The following is a 17,991-nucleotide window of genomic DNA, read 5'->3' as shown; positions in this document are numbered from 1 at the left end:
AACTGCGAGTAATCTGATACTCAATTTACTGTTTAGGAATATTTTACCGCTAGTTAACTTCCAGGAAGTCGCATGACTACCGACCGTGACCCGCGGTCTCAAGGTGCCCACGGGCGCCGTCAAAAGCCACTGCCCGACGCTTAACTCGGGCATAAGCGGCCTTCAAGCTCAGAAAAACTGTCCGGGCGGCAGATCTACCCGCCCTACAGCGGGCGCGCTCCGAGCTCGGTGGCGAGAAGATCCATCGCTACCGCCGTTGCGTCGCGACGATCCCGCGTCCCCTCCTCCTTGCGCGCCTGCTCCGCCATGTCGCGCTCCTCATCCTCACGGCTGTAGGCAGGCTGCGGCGCGGGTTCCTCGTAGGGCGGTTCCTCGTCGTCCGGCTCCGGCGGCAGCGGAACCTCGGAGCGCCCGCGCTGGGCCCGCATCGCTACCTCGGCCGCGGCGCGCCAATCCTGCTTATCGACGCCCGCCGGTGCAGGCTCCTCAGGCTCCGGCTCGCGCGGGGCCTTTTTCGCGTTCGGGTTCCACACCTGCGCGGCTGGGGCGTCCGACGGTGTAAACCCCGCCTTGCTGGGGTCGGTGCCCACGACGCAGCGCACCTTAATCGGCGTGCCCAGGTGCTCGGAGAACACAGCGGCAATGTCGGTGTTGTTGGACTCTGCGTTGATACGCTCGGCGAGCGCGCCGGTGTTGTGGCCGACAACGAGGGTGTCGTCCTCCATGCCGAGGGGTTTGGCCTCGGCGAGCATGATCTCGGCGACCTTGTTGCGCGCGCCCACGGCCTGGCGCATGCGCGTGAAATCGGCGCGGACCTTGTCAAAGAGGTCGCCCTCGTCAGCAGCGGCAGCAACAGCGGGCTCGGGTTTGTCCGGCTTCTCCGTTTTCTGCGGCGGGGGCGGCTTCTGCGGCCCCGGGGTAGACGTGGTGCGCGGGGCGCGCTTCTCGCCGGCGGCGGCTGCCGCTGCCGCAGCCGCGGCCGCTCCCGAGGCTTGCTTGGTCACCGGCGCCGGCTGCACGGGCTGGGTCGGCAGGTCCGGACCCGGCAACTGCGCGGGCGCGGAGACCTCGGGGGTGGTGATCAGGTGCGCCATCATCACCTCGAGCAGCAGGCGCGGACTGGTCGCCCCGCGCAGCGACACCATCCGCTCGTTGACCTCGGAGGCCAGGGTAGCCAGCTCGTTTCCGGAGAAGCGCTCCGCCTGCCCGCGCAGCACCGCCTCCCGCTCCGTCGGCGCGTTGACTAGACCCTGGCCAAAGGCGTCGGGCACGGTGCGGATAATCATCAGGTCGCGCAGGCGATCGAGCAAGTCGGAAGCGAAGCGGCGCGGCTCGTGGCCGGCCTCGATGACGTCGTCGATCGTGGCGAACATCGCGGCCGCGTCGCGGGATGCCAGGGCGTCAACGGTGGCGTCGATAAGCGAAAGCTCCGTGACCCCCAGCAGCGGGATCGCGAGATCGTACGTCAGGCCCTCGGGCCCGGAGCCGGCGAGCAGCTGGTCCAAAATGGACAGGGTATCGCGCGGCGAACCCCCGCCGACCTGGATGACCAGCGGATACACGGCATCCTCGACCGCCACACCTTCCTCGCGCACCACGTTTTCCAGCAGCTGGCGCATTGCCTGCGGGGTGAGCAGGCGGAACGGGTAGTTGTGGGTGCGCGAGCGGATCGTGCCCAGCATTTTCTCCGGCTCGGTGGTGGCGAAGACGAAGATGAGGTGCTCCGGCGGCTCTTCGACCACCTTGAGCAGGGCGTTGTTGCCCTGCGTGGAGATCATGTGCGCCTCGTCGATGATGAAGACACGGTAGCGGAACTCGGCTGGGGCGAACAGTGCGCGCTCACGCAGCTCGCGCATGTCATCGACGCTACCGTTCGACGCGGCGTCAAGTTCCATCACGTCCAGGTTGCCCGGCCCGCCCGGCGCCAGCGACACGCACGAAGGGCACTTGCCGCACGGCGTCGACGTCGGGCCCTCGACACAGTTGAGCGAGCGCGCCAAAATACGTGCCGACGACGTCTTGCCGCAGCCCCTCGGCCCGGAAAACAGGTACGCATGGTTGATCCGCCCGTTGTCCAGCGCCGTTGACAGCGGCCTGGTCACCTGTTCCTGGCCGATCACCTCGCCGAATGACGCGGGACGGTATTTCCGGTACAAAGCCACGGCAGTCAGCTTAGCCGAGTGGGGTGACAGCTATCAGGGCGACGGCGGGTAGACCACCGGCGGCGGGAGCTGCTTATTGCCGAAGTTGCTTACGATGGCCAGGTCCGCCACGCCGTGGCCGAGAGCCCTGGGCTGGCACGGCAACTTCCCGATCTCGCCGTCGCGAAGCCACTGCACAATCGCCTCGATAACGGTGGGGTTGTACGGGAGGAAGAAATGCCCGGAAAGATCTGCCGGGCAGACGTCTTGCAACACGATGTTCGTCGCCCCGGGCAATCGCTGGTCAATGGCAAGCAGCACACCGTCAAATCGGCTTCCGAAGGAAGCGTAGCGCACGCCCTCGATCGTTGGCGTCTGCGCCAGCGAGCGCATGAACTCACTGCCGCCCACGTGGTCGACCAAGGCCGGGGCGATGACGGATTGCTGCGCCGAACTCGTGTGCAGCTGCTGGTCAATCCCGGGCAGGTTCACACCATTGGTGGGCGAGCCGAGCCCGAACCAGGATGCGGCCCTGCCGTGAGACATCTCGTTGACCCAGTACCGTGTCACGGTTGCGCCCTGGGAATACCCCACCATGTGCACGCGCGTCGCACCCGAGGTGGCCATCGCGCTGCTCACCAACCTGTCGATCTGCGCGGCAGAGTCGACAAGCGGGGCCCACCCGTATGAGTTTTCGCCGTAACCGTAGTCGATTCCGTAAACGCACCACCCGGCCCTGGCGAGCGTTTCGCCAATGAGCGCGTAGTCCGCGTAGAAGGTCGCGTCGGTGCCGTGCACGAGCACGACGATCTCGTCGGCTGTGCACCGCGGGTCGTTGGTCCCCTCCGGTGCCATCATGGTGCTGCCCTGGCGCTGGACCGCACCCGCGTGGCCGTCGAACTGCGGCAGCGCATCCTGCGACGACGCCGCCTGCACCGGTGCGGAGCCGAACAGCAACGCAAGCACCACACAAACGGCGGTGCTGACCCGCGCGCGAAAACTCATCTGCCCACTTCCTTCTTAATCCACCTCGCGGCCCCACTCCCCAACGCTCGCGCCGCGGCGGCGCAGGCGCGTCTGAAGAGCCGAGTAACCGCGCTCGCGCAGAATCGCGAGCTCCTCGTCGCTGAGCAGGATCAACTCGAGCAGCAGCGTCATAACACCCGGCTCATTGTAAAGCGGGGTGCCCCGGGAGAAAATCTCGGGTTCCCGCAGGTATCCGTGCTGCAGCGCGCGCTGCGGGTGCAGGTCGTCCAACAGCACACCGGGCTGCGCGGGGACGCCGAGCGTTTCCAGCATTCGGGTCGCGGCCACCACGGCACCAGCTACCGCGTGCGGCTGCGCGTCGGCACGGCAGATCAGCTCGCAGCGCACGGACGTGGCCTGGTCATCCTGCATCACAAGACCGGTGTCCACGGTGGAAAACCCGGCGGTCACAGCCGTGGGGAGGCCGTCGATGATGCCCAGGGCGACAGGGCGGGCGTCGGCAAGCGACAAGCTCATGCCCGGCAGAAACGTCGCAATCCAGGCGGCTGCCTCGTCGCCCGTCACGCGCCGAGCTTCTCGACGGCCGCGAGCAGCACGCAGGTGGCCACACCGTCCATCGCCTCCCGGACCTCCTCGAGCGGAGGCAGCGAGGGCGCGAGGCGGATGTTGCGGTTACGCGGGTCCTTGCCGTGCGGGAAAGAGGCACCTGCCTTGGTCAAGGTGATGCCCGCCTGCTTCGCCAGCTCCCACACCCGATCGGCGGTGCCGTCGATGACGTCAAGGGAGATGAAGTAACCGCCCTCAGGCTTTGTCCACCGCGCGACGTCGTACTCGCCGAGGCGCTCGTCGAGAACCTCCAGCACCGTCGCGAACTTCGGCGCCAGGGAGCCGGCGTGCTTGCGCATCAGTGCGCGCACGCCCTCGGCGTCACCGAAGTAGCGCGAGTGCGCGAGCTGGTTGACCTTGTTCGGGCCGATCCCGCGGGTCCCTGCGATCTGGGAGTACCAGTTCAGGTTCTCCTTCGACGACGCGAAGAAGGACACCCCGGCACCCGCGAAGGTGATCTTGGACGTCGAGCTCATGTACCAGAACCGGTTGGGGTTTCCCTTTTCCGCGGCAATGGAAATAACGTCCGGGTTGTCCGGGAACTCATCCGTCAACGTGTGCACCGCGTAGGCGTTGTCCCACACGATGCGGAAGTCCGGGGCGGCTGTTTCCATCGCGGCGAGTCGCTCGACGATATCGCGGGAGTAGGTAATGCCAGTGGGGTTGCCGAAGATGGGGACCGACCACATTCCCTTAACACAAGGATCTTTCACCAGCTCCTCGATCGCGGTTATGTCCGGGCCGTCCTCCAACATGGGCACCTGGACCATCTCGAAGCCGAACTGCTCGGTGATGGTGAAGTGGCGGTCGTAGCCTGGCACCGGGCAGATCCACTTCACGTTGGCCTCGTCCTTCCACGGGCGCTGCGAGTCGTTGTTGCCGAAAGCATAGGAAAAGGAGATGAGGTCGAACATGATGTTGAGCGAGGATGAATCACCCGCGAGCACGTTGGCGTGGTCGATGCCGAGGACCTCTGCCCAGATCTCGCGAATGTCCGCGATGCCGGCGAGGTTGCCGTAGTTGCGCACATCAGCGCCGGTGTTGTCGGTGTAATCACCCTCCCCCGGCAGCGCGAGGAGATCGTTGGAGAAGTCGAGTTGCTCCGCGGATGGCTTGCCGCGGGTCAGATCGAGCCTCAAGTCCTTGGCTTTGAGCTCCTCGTAGCGGGCACGGACATCGGCGGCGAACTGGTCGAGCTCGGTCTTGTCTAGGTCAAGCAGGGACATGGGTGCATCACTTCCGTCAGTTGTCAGTATGCCGCCATGATACGTGTTTGTCCGTGGCGCGGGATGTCACAGTCGAAGCCCGCGCCGCCGCATTGTTGCAGGTGGCCACAGTCGACAAACGCTTCACCGTGACATCTCCAAACAGTCAGGGGAAGACCTCAGCGAGTTTTCGTAACTGCCGTGACACCCGTAACACGCTGAGGTCTTCCCCTAGACACAAAAAAGGGGACCCCACGCACCTGCCAGAGCTCGCTGACCCTTGCTGCGTTCCCGCCCTGGGGGAGTTCACAAGATAAGCACCGCGTGGGATCCTAGGGCCACACTCTAGCCGTTGACGTCGCCAACCTCAAAAGCCCCACGTACCTTCACTGTAAGCTGCTGTTTTGGCCCCGACATGCCAATCGGCTAAAGTAATTCCCCGACGCTTCGCGCGTCGCTTAATGGAGGATTCGACTAGCGGCCTATGTCACACGCCTGGAACGCGTGCGGGTAGCAATACCCTCGTGGGTTCAAATCCCACATCCTCCGCCAATGTCAACCCCCGGCGCTTGCCGGGGGTTTCTTGTCGCCAGGCGGCACCCTAGAGCCCCAGGGCGAGGAAGGGAAACGTGCAGATTCTGTCTTCGGTGGTGTAGCTCATCCCAGTCGCGGTGATAACGGTTGCGAAGGATGGGGGCGTGCCGGCATCGATTTGGTCGAGTGCCTTTCGCAGGCGGCGGACCCCCTCATCGACCTGGCCGTAGCCAAGCTTGACTTCGACGGCACCCCAGCGGGCGTCATCAAGCACGATGACAGCATCAATCTCATACCCGTTAGAGTCGCGGTAGTGGTACACGCGACCCCCGAGGGCTTCCGCCATGACCGAAAGGTCGTGAACCACGGCCGACTCGAACAAAAAGCCAAGCGTTTCAGGATCGCGGCGCAGGCTCTCCGCCGTCGCTCCTAGAGCGGCTGCAGCCAGGGATGCGTCGGCGAGGTGGTATTTCCTACTGGTCCTCAGTCGCGCCTTTGAGCGCAACCGGGGGGCCCACGCAGGGACCGATTCGATGACAAATATCCTTTCTAAGGTATCGACGAGCATCGCGACCGACTCAACACTTATCGAGGGCGCCACCGACTTGAGGTCCTTGCGAATGGTGGCCTGGGTTACCTCTGAGGCGGTCACACGCGCGAGGGATGCCAGGAGCTGGTCGAGGACAATCGGATCGTGCCGGAAGTCGTGGAGACGGTAGACGTCCGTGCGCGCCGTCTCAGAAAGGTAAGCACGAAGTGGACCTCGCGATTGTTCGGGCGAAAGCGAAATGTGAGCGGGAAACCCGGAGGTTAAGAGTGCCTCGAGGTTGTCATCAAGGCTGAACTGGGTTGGATCGGTCGGAACATCTGCCCCGCTAAAGAGCTCATTGAGCGCGACGTGCGGCTGCGATTTCCCCTTCTCCGCCCACGTGAGGGTGCGCTGCCGAATGCGAAGAAAACGAGCGGCACCGCTGTGCCGCGTAATGTCATCGCTCGGAATGGCAGAGCCTGTGAGGATGTAGTTGCCGAAGCCCTCCGCTCGGTCCACCTGTCGGCGCACCTGATTCCATACTTCGGGCCTCAGCTGCCATTCATCAATCAAGCGCGGCCTTTCCCCTATCAACGGGTAGTCGGCGTCAATATCGGCAAGCGTGACCGTCACAGGATCGTCCATAAACACAGCCGAGGCCGCATGCGCGACACCGGTCATTGTCTTCCCACAACCGCGCGGCCCTTCAAGCACGACGGCTCCGTGTGCGGCGAGTGCTTCCTCCACCTGCTTATCGACGAACCGCGGACGGTACTCCCGCCCGAGAACTACTCCCGTATCCACGCCCAACAGCCTATTCGGATTTTTGCAGACTTTCTAGGTCGAGGTATGCAGACTTTCTAGGTCGATTCTTGCAAACCTGACATCGGGCACCGAAAGGCTACAAGCCTCAGCTAAACTCCGAGAACTTAAACCCGAGCTGCGCCGCGTTTTCCTTGATCACCCGGATCGTGGAATCGGGAAAGCCTGCCGGCAGGTCGGCGTGAATCTCAACCGTCACGCTCACGCTGGCGACTGAAGCGTTGTGCATGGCCAGATTCCAACACTGCTCTTCGCACACCAGTCGACCAGACCCCCGCAAGAGGTCTACTTTTGTACTGACTTTCACATTTTCACTACCCGCGCATTTTATTCGCCCTTACGATCGTCAACCATGATGATTTCGCGCCCCCGCCCCGCACTCGCGACAACCGTTGCCGCATCCGCCCTGCTCGCGAGCAGCACAGTCGCCGCCGCCACACCGAGCTCGGCTCCTCTCGGTTCGGCTTTGTCGAGCTCGACAAGCGGAAGCGTCATCAATGATCCCTCGTGCGTGCCCTCGGCGGAACACCCCTACCCCGTCGTGATCCTCCATGGCACCTCAGCCAATATGTGGGAATTCGACAAGTTCGCGCATCGCCTCAGCGAAGAAGGCTTCTGTACGTACGGCACTAACTACGGCAAGGAACTGCTCACCGCCCAGGCGATCGTCCCCTCGCTCTACGGCACGGCAGACCTCGAGTCCAGCTCCGAGGAGGTCGCGGCGTTCATTGACAGCGTGCTCGCACGAACCGGCGCAGAAAAGGTCGACATCGTTGCACACTCCCAAGGCGCATTGCACGCGAAGAACTATATCTCCCGGTATGGCAACGCGGACAAGGTCGACCGCGTGGTGACAATGGGTGCGAGCCTGCACGGCACCACCCTCAATGGGTTCGGCGAGATACTCGCTACACTCACCCGCGCCTTGCCCCGTCTGTCCGCCTTCTTCGCCAGCACCGCGGCGATTCAGCAGCTCATTGGCTCCGCAACGATGAACGCGGCGAATTCCTACCCGGACACAACCCCTGGAATCACCTACACCTCGATGTACTCGCCAAGCGACACCACAGTCACTCCAAACTCGGCCTCCCAATTCGCAGCCGTACCAGGCGCGAACGTGGTCAACATCAACGCCGAAACCGTGTGCTCGCCGGCGGTGGCTATCACCCATCAGGAGATGCCGTCGAACCCCCGGATGATGGCTCTGGCAATGTGGGGGCTTACCCGCGACCAGGCAAATACATCGCCTACCGTGGCGGACTGCGCCTGGAGCTAATGCGCCCAGACCCAGGGGTTTCGGGATAGCTCAGGGGGGTCGAACACCTCGCGCAGCTGCGCGAGGCTTCGCGCGCTGCCGCACCCCAACGAGCCAGCGATTGCGCGAACGACCTCATCCGCAGATCCCATCTCCCGCAGTGTCACGGCCCCGTCGCGCTTGGCCAGCCGCGCACCGGCGGAGTTCACCACGAGCGGCACGTGGACATATTCTGCCTCGGGGTACCCCAGCAGGTGCGCCAGGTACGCCTGCGCCGGCGCTGATTCGAGCAGGTCGTCGCCACGCACAATCTGATCCACGCCCTGCGCGCCATCGTCGACAACGACCGCGAGGTTGTAAGCCCAGTCGCCCGCCTGCGCCTGGTGGACGTTGCCTCCACGCTTGAGCACGACGTCATCGACCACACCCTTTACCTCGCCGCGGTAGAAATCCCGCACCGTCCACTCGACCACCCCGGCGCGCAGGCGCAGCGCAGGCAGTCGTCCCTGCTTCGCCAGCTGGGAGCGTCGATAAGCGCGCTGCTCATCCGACAGGTCTCGGCAGGTCCCCGGGTACATCCCGGGCTGGGCGTGGGGCGCACCGGCCGCCTCACGGATGTCTCGGCGCGTGCAATAGCATTCGTACACAGGCAACTTGTTCAAAGCAGCCTCGTACAGCGCCGTGCGCTGCGATTGGTACACCACGGGCGGGTCGAAGTCGAGACCGATCGCCTGCAGATCCTCGATTTGGCGGCGGGCGGACTCCGGGGAAGACCGCTCCGAGTCAATATCCTCGACACGCAGGTAGAAGGCGCGGCCGCTGTGCCGCGCGAAGAGCCACGCCAAGACAGCAGTGCGCAGGTTGCCAAAGTGGAGGTCCCCGCTCGGGGACGGTGCGTAGCGTCCGGCTGCCATGGCCTTAAGATATTACGCGTGAATCATCCCGCCACCCGCTCCCCGTACCCCATCCTTGTCGCCGTGTTTTGCGCGGTGTTCATCATCTCGAACATCACCGCGCAAAAAGGCGTGCAGCTCGGGCCCCTGATCACCGATGGAGCCTTCTTCCTCTTCCCGATCTCCTACATCATCGGCGACGTCATCGCAGAGGTCTACGGCTTCAAGGCAGCGCGTCGCACCGTCTTCATCGGTTTTGGTGTCACCCTGCTAGCGGTGGCGTCGTTCAGCATCGCCATCACCCTTCCTCCCGCACCCTTCTACGAGGCGCAAGACACCTTCGCCTCGATTTTGGGCACGCTGCCCCGGATCCTCATCGCCGGGTTGGCGGGCTACGTTGTCGGCCAGCTGCTCAACGCGTGGGTGCTGCAGAAGATGAAAGACCGCTACGGCCCGAGCCACCTGTGGGCGCGCCTGATCGGTTCCACCATCGTCGGTCAGTTCTTCGACACGCTGATTTTCTGCGCCATCGCAGCAGCTGTCATCGGCATCGAAACACCAGCGCAGTTTATCAACTACGTCGTCGTCGGTTTCCTCTGGAAAACCCTGATGGAAGTGGTGCTCGTGCCGGTGACCTACCAAGTCATTGCGTGGGTGCGGAACGTGGAGCGTAATAGCGCCCCAGAAACTCTCGCTTAAATTCAGCGTACGTTCCATCCCGGAGCGCCGCGCGAATGTTGTCCACCAGGCGCAGCATGAACTCCAAGTTATGCATGGTGCACAGCGTGCCGGCCAAGAACTCCTTCGCCTTGAGCAGGTGGTGGATGTAGGCGCGGGAATAATTCTCGGAAACGTATCCGCCGAACTCCGCATCGACGCCCGCAAAGTCGCGTTTGAAACGCGCCCCGGTCAAATTGAGGCGCCCGTCGAGGGTGTACACACCACCGCGGCGGCCCAGGCGCGTCGGCGCGACGCAGTCGAAGGTGTCTGCGCCGGCTTCAACCGCGGCAAAGATGTCGTCCGGCTCTGAAATGCCCAGCAGGTGGCGCGGTTTGTCGGCGGGAAGTTCGTCGGTGACCCAGCCAACGATGGTGCCCAGGTTCTCCTTTTCCAACGCGCCGCCAATGCCGAAGCCGCCGAAGCCGCGCTTGCCCTCGCCGCGCGCCTGCCGGTCCAGTTCCAGAAGCCCGCGCGTGGCCTGGCGGCGCAGGTCCTCGTACTGCGCGCCTTGAATCACGCCCCACAGCGATTGCGGCGGCTTGTCCACGCGCTGACGGGACAGCCGGTCGTGCTCCTCCAGGCAGCGCTTTGCCCACCGGTGGGTGCGCTCCACAGACTTTTCCTGGTAAATCCGGGTATCCGCCAGGGTGGTCAGCTCGTCGAACGCGAAGATAATGTCGGCGCCCAACTGATGTTGAATCTGCATGGACACTTCCGGTGTGAAGCGGTGCAGGGAGCCGTCGATGAAGCTTTTGAAGTCCACGCCGTCCTCGTCCACCTTGGCGAGGCGTTCCTTCTCACCCGCGCGGATGTCGTTGCGGTTGTGGTGGACGGTGTCCATCGCCAGTACTTTCTTGTACCCCACACCCAGGCTCATCACCTGGAACCCGCCCGAGTCGGTGTAGGTGGGCCCATGCCAGTTCTCAAACGCGGCCACTCCCCCTGCTTCGTCCACAATCTCGGGGCCAGGCTGAAGGTAGAGGTGGTAGGCGTTGGACAAAATTGCCTGCGCACCAACCTGGCGGATCTGCTCCGGCGTCAGCGTCTTCACCGTCGCCTTCGTGGCCACCGGGATAAACGCAGGCGTAGCAATGTCACCGTGCGGTGTGTGAATCACACCGGTGCGCGCTGTGCCCAACTCGGTGCCCACCTCAGTGCCCACCTCGAAGCTCAAATCATCCACGCTCGAACTCCTTCTCCAGCTCTGTGCCCTCGACGTCGACCTCGGGCAGGATGCGGTCCAGCCACCGCGGCATCCACCAGGTTGCGCGGCCGAGGATGAACATGGTGGCGGGGACGAGCGTCATGCGGATGAAGAAGGCGTCGAAGAACACCGCCGCCGCCAGCGCGAACCCGAAAATCTGGATGAATGGCAGAGGTTGGTCCACGAAGGCAACGAAGACGGCGATCATGATCACGGCTGCGGCAGTGACCACGCGAGCGCCCTGCGCAAAACCCTCCACCGTGGCGCTCTCGACCGCGCGCAGTTCCGCACCGGGGCCGTTGTCACGCTCCTTGAGGTAGCGCTCACGAATGCGGGTGACCAGGAACACCTGGTAGTCCATCGCCAGGCCGAAGGTGACGCCGATGAGGAAGATCGGCATGAACGAAATAATCGGGGCGGCAGTGTTGACCACATCGAGGAACCCCATTTGGAATACCGCGATGGTCACACCGAACGCGGCGCCCACCGACAACAAGAAACCCAGGCCCGCGACCAGAGGAACCATGATGGAGCGGAAGACCAAGATAAGGAGGATAATGGCCAACCCCACCACAATGCCGAGGTAGAGTGGCATGGCGCTGGCCAACTCCTCCGTAATATCCATCTGCACCGCGGTCAGCCCCGTCAACCCGATAGTCACTCCGGTGGCGTCTTCGACTCGGTTGTTGGTTTCGCGCAGGCCGTGGGCGACGTCAAGGGTGAACTCCTGCTCCGGACCGGCCGTCGGGGTCGCCGCGATCTGCGCTGCGGTGAGATCCTCGTTAACCGCGACAAGCTGGGCGTGGCGGATGCCGTTGACGCTCTTCGCCTCGCTGACGGTGTACAAGAAGGAAGCCAGCGCCGCCTTCTCCGCGTCCCCGCCCACCTCATCCGGCATCGCATCCATAAAAGGTTGCAGAATCTCGGCGTCCGGATTGACGTTGTGCGCATCCACAACGACAAGGAACTGCCCGTTGACTCCCGGCCCGAACCCCTCGGCGATCAAATCAGCGGACTTGCGCTGCGTGGTGTCGAGATTTGAAGTGGTATCAGAAGGCAGGGCCATCTGCAGGTTGAGCACCGGGATTGACAGAGCACCCAAGCCGAGGACGACGACGGCCATGACCAACGCCGGGAACCGCTGGACCAGTGACACCCAGCTGCGGCCCATGGAGCGCTCGGTCAAGTCTTTCGCCGGGCGCTTCCCCGGACCGGGGTTGCCCGCCACACCTGGGAGCTTGACGCCGAAGGACCGGTCCCCCCACGCGCCGAGCAGCGCCGGGATAAGGGTGAGGGCGATGAGAACGGCAATGGCGACGGTGACCGCAGCGGCCAAACCCATCCACGTGAGAAATTGAATCTGCGCCAGCGCCAGCGCGATCAGCGCAGTAAACACGGTTAACCCGGCGAACACCACGGAAGAACCTGCGGTGCCGGTGGCCAAACCCGCGGCGTCTGCGGCTGGCAGGTGTTTTCGCTCCTGCCGGTAGCGCGAGAGGATGAATAGCGCGTAATCGATCCCCACCGCCAGGCCGATCATGACGGCGAGCACCGGGGTGATTTCATTGAGTTCGGCAAATCGGGTGGCCACGAGGATGAGAAGCGCGCCAATGCCAACGCCGATCACGGCCGTAACCACGGGCATCGATGCCGCCACCAAAGATCCAAAAGTGAGCAGCAGGACGATGAACGCCACGCCCAATCCGATCAACTCGCTGGTCGTCTTGATCTCAATCGGTTCGCCGAAACCTGGCCCGCCGGCCTCCACCTGCAAGCCGGCGTCGCGGCCAATGTCCATGGCCGCGTTGACCACATCGCGTTCCTCCTGCGTCACCGTCATCGAGGATTCCGCACCGAAATTGAAGGTGGTGAACCCGATTCTTGCGTCGTCGGACAACGTGCGCACGTTGTAGGCGTCGGCCTTCGCGGCCTCGGCGGGCAACCCCATCTCGGTCATCTGCCCCACGATGGTGCGCGTCAGTTCCTCGTTGACCTCAACCGGGTTTCCGAACCGCTCCGTTGCGGTGATGCCCTCGAGGTTGTCGGCGATGTAGCCCACTGTGGCATCGATCGCCTCCATGTTCTCCGGCGAGTCCAGCCGCTTGCCCTCGGGTGCGGCGAAGACCAGGTTGACCGTCGGGGCGTTCGCGATATCACCAGTGCCGGGAAAGTTCGCGTCCAGCGTGTTCAGAGCCTCAATCGCCGGGGTACCGGAAATCGCGAACTCTGAAGTGAAGGGTTTCGACAGGGTGAACGCGGCCCCGGCGGTGCCGGCCAGGATGAGCAGCCAAGCGATGATGACCTGCCACTTGTGCAGGTACGACCAGCGCCCCACTTGAAAGAGAAACTTCGCCACTATCAGCGTCCTTACGCATTGAGATCTCGGTTTCGCCCATCATATAGGCATGACAACAAAGAGCCCCCGACCCGCAGGTCGGAGGCTTCTTTTAACGATGTGGCGGTAGCGGCGGGATTTGAACCCGCGGTGGTTTTACCCACACTCGCTTTCGAGGCGAGCACCTTCGGCCGCTCGGACACGCTACCGAGGAACAGATTAACGGGTGCGTGTCCGCGACACCAAATTACTTATTCTCGCGCGCATCCTGGATCTTGGCGGCGGCATCGTTGAACTTGTCCTTGATCGCGTCGCCCGCCTCGGCGGCCTTCTCGCGGATGTCGCCGCCGAGCTGATCTGCCTTGCCCTCGTTCTCCAAGGACTTGTTATCGGTGACCTCGCCGAGGCCTTCCTTGATGTTTCCCTTGAGCTGGTCGCCCTTGCCTTCAAGTGCCATGGTTGACTCCTTTAAATTATTCGGTCGGTGAAACTTGTAGTGCCCAAACTACCACCGCCTGCCTCGGGCGGGGATAACAATTGCGTCTCGGGAGACCGCAAATCCGCAAAGAATTCGGTGAGAAGCGCCGCGCACTCCGCTTCCCGCACCCCGGCGCGCACCTCGACAATATGGAGGTGGCGCGGGTCGCGCAGGGCGTCGAAAAGCGAGCCCACCGCCCCGGTCTTCGGCTCGAACGCGCCGAAGACGAGGCTTTTGACCCGGGCGCCGAGAATCGCTCCCGCGCACATGGTGCACGGCTCGAGCGTGACCACCAGCTCGCAGCCGTCGAGACGCCAGGCGCCCAGTGTGCGGGCAGCGGCCCGCAGCGCCTCCACCTCGGCGTGGGCGGTGGGATCGCCGCTCGCTTCTCGACGGTTCACCCCATGCCCCACTTCACGGCCCAGCGCGTCGTAGATAACGGCGCCTACCGGGACATCACCGGGCGGAGTCGTGCGCGCGACCTCGAGTGCACGCGCCATGCGCCGATCAGCCAAGGGCATCATCAAGCTCGTCCGCGAATCCGAGGTGCGCCGCGATGCTCTCGATCACGGCGTGCGGGTCGTCGTCCGGGTCGACGAGAACGCTCAGCGACTCTTCGCCGAGGCCGAGGTCGGCCAAGATCGCGAAATCCCCATCCGCGTAACCGTCGACGTCGTCAAGCTCAGCGGGGTCGATGTCGGGGATCTCGATGCCCGCCTCCTCGGCGATCTCCGCCGCGAAGTCGTCGTCGACGGCCATCGTGGCGTCGGAAAGCAAAAGCCTGATGCGCGAGGGGCCCGGGCGCACGATGACGAAAAAGTCCTCCTCCACGTTGAGCAACGCGAACGCGGCGCCCTCTGCGCGCAGGGCACGCACCGCGCCGACGGAGGTGGCCAGGCGACGGAAGGAATCGTCGAATTCTCGGACCAGCCAACCTCCGTTGTGCTGCGCGATGGTGACCGCGTACCCCTCCGCGAAACCGTCCTTACTTCTGCCTTGGCTCATGGGTAGTCAGCGTAGTCGGAGGGGGCCGAATTGTGTAAGACTTGTCAGCGTGACCATCCCACATAACCAGCTGCCACCCGTCTGTATCCTTGGCCTCGGACTTATCGGGGGCTCCCTCATGCGCGACCTCGCCGGTCACGGCGAGCAGGTCTTCGGATACACGCGTTCACGCTCGGCGACACGCGCCGCACAAAAGGACGGCTTCGACGTCTCCTCCGATCTGGTGCAGACCCTGACGCGGGCTGCAGAAAGCGATGCCCTGCTCGTCGTCGCCGTCCCGATGGACGCCGTGTCCGGCGTGTTCGACGCCATTGCCGAACACGCCGGACACTGCGGAATCACTGACGTTGTCAGCGTGAAGAAGCCCGTTTACGACCTCGTGCGCGCTCACGGGTTCCAGGCGCGCTACGTCGGAGGCCATCCGATGGCGGGCACCGAGAACTCCGGGTGGGGCGCCTCCCACGAGGGACTGTTCCACCGCGCCGCGTGGGCCGTCACCTACGACTTCGCCTACGAGCTCGACGCCGCCGGCGAGGCTGTGCCCGAGTCGTGGTCGAGGCTGTTCACAAACGTGTGCGCCCTCGCAGCGCTGACCGGTGCGGAGGCGGTGCCGGTCTCTGTCGCGCGGCACGACGAGGCCGTCGCGCGCGTCTCGCACCTGCCCCACGTGATTGCGGAGGCACTGGCCATAGTCGGGGACCACGGCGGAACGCTCGCCCAGTCACTCGCCGCCGGCTCCTTCAAGGGAGCCACCCGTGTCGCCGGAACCGATCCATCGCTGGTGCGCAACATGTGCGAAACCAACGCGGATGCGCTCGTTCCGGTTCTTGACGAGTACATCGCCTTGCTCTCCTCGGCCCGCGACGGGCTCTCCGGAGAAAACCCCTCCATGCAGGAACTCGCCGAGGCCGGCAACCGTTCCTACGTGCGCATCGGGGCGCGTTCGGGCGCCCGACGCGAGTCCGTCTCGCCGGTGAAGATCTCCTCGCGGCCCGTCATGCGCGTCCACCCCGGAGGACCGGGCTGGGTGGCCCAGCTCAAGCAGATTGAGGCGTTGGGCGGGCGCGTCGAGGTGTTTTAAAAAAACCAGAGACCCCCGGGGGGGGTTCCCGAGGGTCTGACAGTGGTGCGCCCGGAGGGATTCGAACCCCCAACCTTCTGATCCGTAGTCAGATGCTCTATCCGTTGAGCTACGGGCGCTGGCAACGAAGACAAACATTACACCGCACGCGCAGAGGCGCCAAAACGCCTGCTCACGGCTAAATTCCGAGCACGGACTTCGCGATGAGGAAGTACACCACCAACCCCGTCGCGTCGCAGAAGGTGGAGATGAAGGGGTTGGAAAACACCGCCGGGTCCGCCCCCACCGCCTTGGCGATGATCGGCATCATCCCGCCAACCGTGGCGGAGATGGTGCAGATGATTAACAGCGTCGCGCCAATCACCGTTCCGATCCCCAGCCCGAAAAATGCTGTGGCCAGAAGGAAGCCCAGTGAGCCGAGGACGGTGCCGAGCAGCATGCCCACCCGCAGCTCCCGCCACAAGACGCTGAGGATGTCGCTCTTGCGGACGTCGTTAAGGGCAAGCGCCCTCGTCACCGTCGTTGCCGCCTGGTTGCCGGTGTTTCCACCGGTGCCGGTGAGCAGCGGGATGAACAGGGAAAGCACGACGACCTGCTCCAGCGTCGCCTGGAAGATGTCGAGCACCTGGACGGTGAGGATCGCCGACAGCGCGAGCACCAGCAGCCAGACGATTCGGCTGCGCACCAGGCGCAGCACAGGCGTGGACAGGTAGGGCGTGCGAAGCGCCTCGGAGGCCCCCATGCGGGCGGAGTCTTCGCTGTTGGCACCTTCAGCGACGTCGTGAGCTTCGTCGTAGGTGAAGATGCCGATCAGCCGGTTGTCGTCGTCGACCACGGGCACGGCGAGCCGGCCGGAGGAAAGCAGCCATCGCGCGGAGTCCTCCAGGTCGTCGCCGGCGTGGAACACGCTGGCGTCTTCCATCAGGTCCGCGACGCGATCGTCATCGGCGGCCCGAAACAGCGAGCGCAGGCGCAGCACCCCACAGACTGAGCGGTCGGCGTCGACGACGGGGATGGTGTAGATCGTCTCCAGCTCGTCAACGTGATCGTGCAGCAGCCCCACGACCTCGCGCACCGTCATTTCGGGGGTGACGTTCGGCACCTTCGGCGACATGCGCCGGCCCACAGTGCCCTTGCGGTAGCCGAGCACGACGCTGGTGACGCGCTGGTCGTCCTCGTCGAGTTGGCGCACGAGCCGCTCCGCGATCTCCACCGGCAGGTGATCGAGCAGCGCCACGCGGTCCTCTGCGCCGATTGCGCCGAAGTAGTTGACCACTTTGTCGTCGCCGAGCGCGCGGATGAGGTCGGCCTGGTGCGCCGCGGTGAGGGCGTCGAAAAGCGCGGCCGATCTCTCCGGCGGCAGCAACCGCAAAATCTTCGCCCCGCGCGAGGCGCTGGTGCGCCCGAGCAGGCTTGTCAGTTCCCGCAGGCTCAGGGTGGCGAGCTCGCTCTGCACCTCTTCGAGCTCTTCGAGGCTTGCTTCTCGACGCCCACTCAAACGCCGCTCCAGAGCCTTCACTTTGAAAACCTCTCGAGGTCGCCGGGGCTGCCAGCGGCGACGATGTAGTCAGTTGAAGCGAGGCTGACGCCGTCTTCGAGGGGAATCCAGCGGCCGTCGCTGACGCGCACCGATATGAGCTGGACGTTGTGCGTGCGCCAGACGTCGCCAAGCACGAGTGGGCGACCCACCAACGCGGCGGGCGGGGCCAACCGGGTAATGCCATAGTCGGGCGCAATCTCGGCGAAGTCGCGGAACCGGCCGCCGAGCAGGTGGGCGACGCGGCGGCCGGTGTCGCGCTCGGGGCGAATCACGTGGTGCACGCCGATCTGGCGCAGGATGCGCTCGTGGGCCTCGGACGTTGCCTTCGCCCAGATGTCCTTGGTGCCCATCTCCATAAGGTTCGAGGCGGTGAGGATGGATGCCTCGAGGTGGCTGCCGATAGCCAACACGACGCGGTCGACGTCATCGACGCCCAGCTGGCGCAGCGCCTCGGGGTCGGTTGTGTCGGCGCACACCGCCTCAGTCAGATACGGGGCTTGTTCGCGAACCAACTTTTCGCTGGTGTCAATGCCGAGAACCTCCACGCCGTGAACCATCAATTCGTGCGCGAGAGACGCGCCGAAGCGACCCAACCCAATGACTACGACCGGGGGAATGTCAATCGTGGGTTTCGATCCGCCGAACGCCTTGAACAT

Annotated in this window: 17 protein-coding genes, 3 tRNA genes and 1 other RNA gene; 4 read left to right on the top strand and 17 right to left on the bottom strand. The window is 64.2% G+C overall.

What is annotated here, in order from left to right:
* Nucleotides 1–203 precede the first annotated feature (203 nt).
* The 5 genes from RIU96_RS03100 to ffs all read right to left on the bottom strand — a co-directional run bounded on the left by RIU96_RS03100 (nucleotide 204) and on the right by ffs (nucleotide 5,276).
* The gene (locus RIU96_RS03100) at nucleotides 204–2,162 is read right to left on the bottom strand and encodes a DNA polymerase III subunit gamma and tau (RefSeq protein ID WP_259807766.1); all 1,959 of its coding nucleotides are present in this window, start codon (nucleotides 2,160–2,162) and stop codon (nucleotides 204–206) included.
* A gap of 33 nt (nucleotides 2,163–2,195) precedes the next feature.
* Nucleotides 2,196–3,146 carry an esterase/lipase family protein gene (locus RIU96_RS03095; protein ID WP_259787782.1) on the bottom strand — a complete coding sequence of 317 codons (951 nt, stop codon included), beginning with the start codon at nucleotides 3,144–3,146 and terminating at the stop codon, nucleotides 2,196–2,198.
* 15 nt (nucleotides 3,147–3,161) lie between these two features.
* On the bottom strand, nucleotides 3,162–3,692 hold the full coding sequence (locus RIU96_RS03090; protein WP_311205105.1) for a hypothetical protein: 531 nt from the start codon (nucleotides 3,690–3,692) through the stop codon (nucleotides 3,162–3,164).
* A complete protein-coding gene (locus RIU96_RS03085; RefSeq protein ID WP_144690803.1) occupies nucleotides 3,689–4,960 on the bottom strand; it encodes an aspartate aminotransferase type Ic in 1,272 nt (423 codons plus the stop codon). The genes RIU96_RS03090 and RIU96_RS03085 overlap by 4 nt, the downstream gene beginning before the upstream one ends.
* 217 nt (nucleotides 4,961–5,177) lie before the next feature.
* Nucleotides 5,178–5,276: signal recognition particle sRNA small type (gene ffs, locus RIU96_RS03080), an RNA gene on the bottom strand.
* A gap of 126 nt (nucleotides 5,277–5,402) precedes the next feature.
* Here ffs and RIU96_RS03075 point away from each other — a divergent pair.
* Nucleotides 5,403–5,491, top strand: a tRNA-Ser gene (locus RIU96_RS03075).
* Nucleotides 5,492–5,540: 49 nt separating this feature from the next.
* On the opposite strand, the gene RIU96_RS03070 is transcribed toward RIU96_RS03075, so the two are convergent.
* Together RIU96_RS03070 and RIU96_RS03065 are read right to left on the bottom strand one after the other, a co-directional pair.
* Nucleotides 5,541–6,806 carry an ATP-binding protein gene (locus RIU96_RS03070; RefSeq protein ID WP_259813123.1) on the bottom strand — a complete coding sequence of 422 codons (1,266 nt, stop codon included), beginning with the start codon at nucleotides 6,804–6,806 and terminating at the stop codon, nucleotides 5,541–5,543.
* A gap of 106 nt (nucleotides 6,807–6,912) precedes the next feature.
* Nucleotides 6,913–7,053, bottom strand: a complete 141-nt coding sequence (locus RIU96_RS03065; RefSeq protein WP_259813125.1) for a hypothetical protein — start codon at nucleotides 7,051–7,053, stop codon at nucleotides 6,913–6,915.
* A 123-nt stretch (nucleotides 7,054–7,176) separates the two neighbouring features.
* On the opposite strand from RIU96_RS03065, the gene RIU96_RS03060 reads away from it, so the two are divergent.
* Nucleotides 7,177–8,100: an esterase/lipase family protein gene (locus RIU96_RS03060; protein ID WP_259813127.1), complete on the top strand. Its 924-nt coding sequence runs from the start codon at nucleotides 7,177–7,179 to the stop codon at nucleotides 8,098–8,100.
* On the opposite strand, the gene gluQRS is transcribed toward RIU96_RS03060, so the two are convergent.
* Nucleotides 8,097–8,993, bottom strand: coding sequence for a tRNA glutamyl-Q(34) synthetase GluQRS (gene gluQRS / locus RIU96_RS03055; RefSeq protein WP_144773777.1), 897 nt, complete (start codon nucleotides 8,991–8,993; stop codon nucleotides 8,097–8,099). The two genes, RIU96_RS03060 and gluQRS, sit on opposite strands and share 4 nt — an antisense overlap.
* Nucleotides 8,994–9,011: 18 nt before the next feature.
* Here gluQRS and RIU96_RS03050 point away from each other — a divergent pair, with 18 nt between their 5' ends.
* Complete coding sequence (locus tag RIU96_RS03050; protein WP_259795196.1) at nucleotides 9,012–9,671, top strand: queuosine precursor transporter; 660 nt, start codon at nucleotides 9,012–9,014, stop codon at nucleotides 9,669–9,671.
* Here the strand turns inward: RIU96_RS03050 and tgt are convergent.
* The 6 genes from tgt to RIU96_RS03020 form a co-directional block, all read right to left on the bottom strand.
* Nucleotides 9,616–10,875: a tRNA guanosine(34) transglycosylase Tgt gene (gene tgt / locus RIU96_RS03045; RefSeq protein WP_259813130.1), complete on the bottom strand. Its 1,260-nt coding sequence runs from the start codon at nucleotides 10,873–10,875 to the stop codon at nucleotides 9,616–9,618. The genes RIU96_RS03050 and tgt overlap by 56 nt on opposite strands.
* A complete protein-coding gene (locus RIU96_RS03040) occupies nucleotides 10,868–13,252 on the bottom strand; it encodes an MMPL family transporter (RefSeq protein WP_259813132.1) in 2,385 nt (794 codons plus the stop codon). The genes tgt and RIU96_RS03040 overlap by 8 nt, the downstream gene beginning before the upstream one ends.
* A gap of 100 nt (nucleotides 13,253–13,352) precedes the next feature.
* Nucleotides 13,353–13,440, bottom strand: a tRNA-Ser gene (locus RIU96_RS03035).
* A gap of 38 nt (nucleotides 13,441–13,478) precedes the next feature.
* Complete coding sequence (locus tag RIU96_RS03030) at nucleotides 13,479–13,688, bottom strand: CsbD family protein (protein WP_144690923.1); 210 nt, start codon at nucleotides 13,686–13,688, stop codon at nucleotides 13,479–13,481.
* Between the two features lie 11 nt (nucleotides 13,689–13,699).
* Nucleotides 13,700–14,209 (bottom strand): nucleoside deaminase, encoded by a 510-nt coding sequence (locus RIU96_RS03025; RefSeq protein WP_311205104.1) that lies wholly within the window; start codon nucleotides 14,207–14,209, stop codon nucleotides 13,700–13,702.
* 7 nt (nucleotides 14,210–14,216) lie between these two features.
* On the bottom strand, nucleotides 14,217–14,714 hold the full coding sequence (locus tag RIU96_RS03020; RefSeq protein ID WP_006839243.1) for a tRNA adenosine deaminase-associated protein: 498 nt from the start codon (nucleotides 14,712–14,714) through the stop codon (nucleotides 14,217–14,219).
* A 49-nt stretch (nucleotides 14,715–14,763) separates the two neighbouring features.
* Between RIU96_RS03020 and RIU96_RS03015 the strand changes: the two genes are divergently transcribed.
* Nucleotides 14,764–15,795 carry a prephenate dehydrogenase gene (locus tag RIU96_RS03015; protein ID WP_259813136.1) on the top strand — a complete coding sequence of 344 codons (1,032 nt, stop codon included), beginning with the start codon at nucleotides 14,764–14,766 and terminating at the stop codon, nucleotides 15,793–15,795.
* 43 nt (nucleotides 15,796–15,838) lie between these two features.
* On the opposite strand, the gene RIU96_RS03010 is transcribed toward RIU96_RS03015, so the two are convergent.
* From RIU96_RS03010 to RIU96_RS03000, 3 genes are all read right to left on the bottom strand, one after another.
* Nucleotides 15,839–15,914, bottom strand: a tRNA-Arg gene (locus tag RIU96_RS03010).
* A 59-nt stretch (nucleotides 15,915–15,973) separates the two neighbouring features.
* Complete coding sequence (mgtE, locus tag RIU96_RS03005) at nucleotides 15,974–17,314, bottom strand: magnesium transporter (protein WP_144740831.1); 1,341 nt, start codon at nucleotides 17,312–17,314, stop codon at nucleotides 15,974–15,976.
* Nucleotides 17,311–17,991, bottom strand: coding sequence for a potassium channel family protein (locus RIU96_RS03000; RefSeq protein ID WP_006839187.1), 681 nt, complete (start codon nucleotides 17,989–17,991; stop codon nucleotides 17,311–17,313). The genes mgtE and RIU96_RS03000 overlap by 4 nt, the downstream gene beginning before the upstream one ends.

Source organism: Corynebacterium sp. Z-1 (genome assembly GCF_031844665.1).
Lineage (GTDB): Bacteria > Actinomycetota > Actinomycetes > Mycobacteriales > Mycobacteriaceae > Corynebacterium > Corynebacterium sanguinis.
Note: the sequence above shows the minus strand (reverse complement) of the source record. Positions and strands in the feature narration are given on the sequence as shown.